The sequence below is a fragment of the Methylobacterium sp. CCH5-D2 genome (assembly GCF_001556475.1).
GTDB lineage: Bacteria > Pseudomonadota > Alphaproteobacteria > Rhizobiales > Beijerinckiaceae > Methylobacterium > Methylobacterium hispanicum.
The window spans coordinates 1-4470 of sequence record NZ_LSIX01000235.1 but is presented as its reverse complement, the minus strand read 5'-3'; the positions used below and the strand labels follow the sequence as shown (position 1 = coordinate 4470).

The window sequence follows — 4470 nt, the reverse complement described above, 5'->3', positions numbered from 1 at the left end:
GCGCTGTCCTGATCCGTCATACCCCTCACCCCAACCCTCTCCCTATGGGAGAGGGAGCATGGCGCGGTTCACCGCCCGCGGTCGAACCGATCGACCGGAGGTCGGATCATACCATTTCCGGTTGATGGGTTCGGTCCAACGCATCGTCTCGGAACGAAGCGCGGGTCCCCTCTCCCAAAGGGAGAGGGACAGGGTGAGGGGTATGACGTCGCCGGAGGAAGCGTAGCGCTGAACGCGCGTCGACGGCGTGCTCAGGTCTGTGAGGTCATACCCCTCACCCCAACCCTCTCCCTATGGGAGAGGGGGTCTGGCGCGATCCTTCTCACCCGGCCGAACCCGACGACCGGACACCGTATGGGCCGGGCTCGCGCCCGATCCGGTCGAGGGCGGTCTTTCCCCGGGCGGCCGGTCGCGCGATGCGGCACGCGCCCTGAGCGGATTTGACCCGCTGGCCCGAGCCCGCCACCATGCTAGCCTTCCGGGCTGCCCGGATCCGGTTGCGCGGGCGCTGACCCTTTGGAGCGGCGGGACGACGACGGCGTGGAACACAGATCCCAGCACGATGCCGGCCCGACGATCGCCGCGCGCCTCGACCGACTCGTGGCGCGGTCCCGCGCCGCGGGCCTCTGGGAACGGGCCTGGCCGGTGCTCTGGCGCGGCATCGGCGTCCTGCTGGCCTTCGCGGCCGCGTCCTGGCTCGGCCTCTGGCTCGATCTCGGCCCCGTAGGCCGGATGGTGGGCGTCGCGCTCTTCGCGCTCGCCCTGCTGGGGGCGCTGTTCCCGCTGCTGCGCCTCCCCCGCCTCGGGCGGGCCGAGGCCCTGGCCCGGCTCGACCGCGAGGCGGCCCTGCGGGACCCGGCGCTGCGCCACGGCCCGGCCTCGGCGGCCGAGGATCGGCTCGCGGTGGGCGTCGCCGACCCCGCCGCCCGCGCCCTCTGGGCGCTGCACCAGCGCCGTGCGGCCGAGGCGGTCGCCCGGCTGCGCGTCGGGCGGCCCCGGCCGATGATGCCGCGGCACGATCCCTACGCGCTGCGCGCCGCGCTCGCCGTCGCGGCGGTGGCGTGCCTGTTCGTGGCCGGCCCCGAATGGCGCGAGCGGCTGGGCTCCGCCTTCGACTGGCGCCGCCCGCCGGCCGCCGCCCCGAACTATCGCATCGACGGCTGGATCGACCCGCCGCTCTACACCCGCACGCCGCCGCTCCTCGTCACGCTGGCGGAGGCCGAGCAGCACCTGCGCGCGCCGGTCAACTCCCAGCTCGTGGTGCGGATCGCGGGCGAGAACCGCGCCGCCGCCGAGACCGTCCTCACGCCCGATGCCGGCCTGAAGCCCGTGCCCGGCAAGGAGGCGCGGCCGGACCTGCGCGAGGACCGCTTCCAGCTCGTCGGCCCGAGGGCCACGCTCAGGCTCGCCACGCCCGCGGGCGAGCGCCGCCTGGTGGTCGAGACGATCCCCGACAACCCGCCGGAGATCCGCGACCTCGGCAGCCCGGAGGTGAACGGGCGCGGCACCTTCAACCTCGCCTACCGGGCGCGCGACGATTACGGCCTCGCCTCCGCCGACGGGATCGTCGAGCCGCTGAAACCCGGCCGCGCCCTGGTGCCGCCGCCGCGGATCGCCCTGGCCCTGCCGCCCGACGCGAGCGGGGAGAGCGAGGCCAAGACGCTGGTCGATCTCACCGACAACCCCTGGTCCGGCGCCCGGGTGCGCTTCAGCCTCGTGGTCAAGGACGAGGCCGGCCAGGAGGCGCGCTCCGCCCCCGTCGAGATGGTGCTGCCGGCCCGGCCCTTCCGCGATCCGCTGGCCCGGTCCCTCGCGGAGGAGCGCCGCCGCCTCGTCACCGGTCCGGACGACGCACGCCCGCGGGTGCAGACGGCGCTGGACGCGCTGCTGATCGCCCCCGACACCTTCACGGTCCGGCCCGCGATCTTCCTGGGGCTGAAGACCGCGGCGGGCCGCCTGCGCGCCGCCCGGGACGATGCCGGTCTCACCGAGGTGGCGGACCTGCTCTGGGAGATGGCGCTCAAGATCGAGGACGGCGACCTCTCGGATGCCGAGAAGCAGCTCCGCCAAGCCCAGGACCGCCTCAAGGAGGCGGTGGAGCGCAACGCCCCCGACGACGAGATCCAGCGCCTGACCCAGGATCTGAAGCAGGCGCTCGACAAGTTCCTCAAGGAGATGGCCCAGCGCCAGAATCGCGAGCCGCGCCAGCAGCAGCAGGGCGAGCGCAACGGCCAGCAGAAGACCGTCACGCCCGACGAGCTCGACAAGATGCTCAAGGACATGGCCGAGGCGATGAAGCGCGGCGACACCGCCGAGGCCCAGCGCCTGATGGAGCAGCTGCGCAACATCCTGGAGAACCTCCAGACGGCCGAGCAGGGCGGCAAGTCCGACCAGGCCGGCCGCGAGATGCGCAAGCAGATGCAGGAGCTCGACCAGATGTCGCGCGACCAGCAGCAACTGCGCGACGAGACGTTCCGCGACGGCCAGGACCGGCAGCAGGGCCAGCGCCCGCAGAATCGCGGCCAGCAAGGGCAACAACAGGGTCAGCAACAGGGTCAGCGCAGCCCCGGCCAGCAAGGGGGCCAGCAGGGAGGCGAACAGGGCGAGCGCGGGCAAGGTCAGCCGGGCAGTCAGCCAAAAGGTCAGCAGGGCGGCAGCGCGGGCGACCGGCAGCAGGCGCTTCGCCAGCGCCTGGAGGACGTGCAGCGCCGCATGAAGGAGAACGGCATGAAGGGCGAGGACGGCCTCGCCGACGCCGAGGACGCCATGCGCGAGGCCGAGAACGCGCTCCGCCAGGGCCGCGAGGGCGACGCCGTGGACGCGCAGGGGCGCGCCCTCGACGGGCTCAAGCGCGGCGCCGAGGGCATGCAGCAGCAGATGCAGGAGATGGCCGAGGGCGAGGGCCAGGGCGAGCAGCCCGAGGGGCAGCAGCCCGGCCAGCAGGGGCAGGCGGGTTCCCGCGAGGACGACCCGCTCGGCCGGCCCACCAAGGGGCGCGACATGTCGGACGGGCGCGTGCGCGTTCCGGGCGCCGACGAATCCGCGGTCCAGCGGGCGCGCCGGATCATGGAGGAGCTGCGGCGCAAGCTCGGCGACCCGAGCCGCCCGCGCGAGGAGCTGGACTATTTCGAGCGGCTGCTGCGCCGCAACTGACGGGACCGCCGCGAGCGTCTATGTGGGACGCTCGCGCCGCACGAACCGGATCCTCGCCCATGTCCGCCAACACCCTGGTCCTGATCGCCTGCGGCGCCGTCGCCGTCGTGCTGCTGCTCGGCCTCGTCAACATGCTCCGTGGCGGGAGCGCCAACCTCTCGCAGAAGTTGATGCGCCTGCGGGTGCTCCTGCAGTTCGTCGCCATCGTGGTCATCATGGGCGTGGTCTGGTGGCGGGCCGCCTGAGCCCCCGCCCGTCCCGGCCGCGATGCCCGGCGCGGGTGTGACCGGCGCGCCGCACCGCCGGACTTTCACGCACGCGGCGGTTGTTTAATGGATTGCCGCGCGGCGGGCGGCGGCAGGGTCGTGGTACGCAGGGTCCGAACAATTGGACCTGTCCCACATGCTGCGCACGTTCCGCACCTGTCTCGCCGGCGGCCTCGCCCTCGCGTCCGTCCCCGTCACGGCGGCGGATCTCGGTGCGCCGCGGGCGCCCGCGCCGGTCTACGCGGCGCCGGTCCAGCCGCTGAGCATCGTCTCCGAGATCCGCATCGGCGGCGCCGTGCAGGATCCGGGCAGCGCGGAGGGCAAGGCCCGCGGCTTCTCGACCGCGAACGTCAACGGCGAGATCCTGTTCGCCAAGCCGGTGCTGAGCCTCGACCCGTTCTGGCAGGCCTTCGTGCCGCGCCCGACCGTCGGCGGCAGCTACAACACGGGCGGGCGCACCAGCTACGCCTATCTGGGCGCGACCTGGACGGTCGACCTCTTCCCCGAACTCCTCAACCGCCGGCTCTTCCTCGAAGGCTTCTTCGGCGGCGCCGCCCACAACGGCTACATCGGCCCGAAGGCGGGCACGCCCTACGGCTTCAACACGCTGGGTTGCAACCCGCTCTTCCGCGAGGCGGCCGCGCTCGGCTTCCGCATCACCGAGCGGCTGAGCATCATGGCCACGGTCGAGCACATGTCGAACGCGGGCCTGTGCGACAACAACCGCGGCCTGACGAATTACGGCGGCAAGATCGGCTACACGTTCTGATCGTCGCCGAAACCCAGCCCGAGGTGCGCCCGTGGTCAAGCTGAACCGGATCTACACGCGCACGGGAGACAAGGGCACGACGGCGCTGGCGGACGGGCAGCGCCGCTCCAAGGCGGACCTGCGCGTCGAGACCTACGGGACGGTCGACGAGACCAACGCCTGCATCGGGCTCGCGCGGCTCCACGCCGAGCCGCGCCTCGACGCGATGCTCGCCGCCATCCAGAACGACCTGTTCGATCTCGGCGCCGACCTCGCCACGCCGCCGAGCCCCGAGCCGCTGCC

Annotated in this window: 3 protein-coding genes and 1 pseudogene; all 4 read left to right on the top strand. The window is 73.1% G+C overall.

Annotated elements, in window-relative coordinates:
• The first annotated feature begins 540 nt into the window (after positions 1-540).
• Positions 541-3153, top strand: coding sequence for a TIGR02302 family protein (locus AX737_RS06255; RefSeq protein WP_066919904.1), 2613 nt, complete (start codon positions 541-543; stop codon positions 3151-3153).
• Positions 3154-3212: 59 nt separating this feature from the next.
• The gene (locus tag AX737_RS06250) at positions 3213-3398 is read left to right on the top strand and encodes a twin transmembrane helix small protein (protein WP_066919902.1); all 186 of its coding nucleotides are present in this window, start codon (positions 3213-3215) and stop codon (positions 3396-3398) included.
• Between the two features lie 157 nt (positions 3399-3555).
• Positions 3556-4188, top strand: a complete 633-nt coding sequence (locus AX737_RS06245; protein WP_066919900.1) for an acyloxyacyl hydrolase — start codon at positions 3556-3558, stop codon at positions 4186-4188.
• A 31-nt stretch (positions 4189-4219) separates the two neighbouring features.
• Positions 4220-4470: pseudogene (locus AX737_RS06240) on the top strand (ATP:cob(I)alamin adenosyltransferase); the annotation flags it as partial.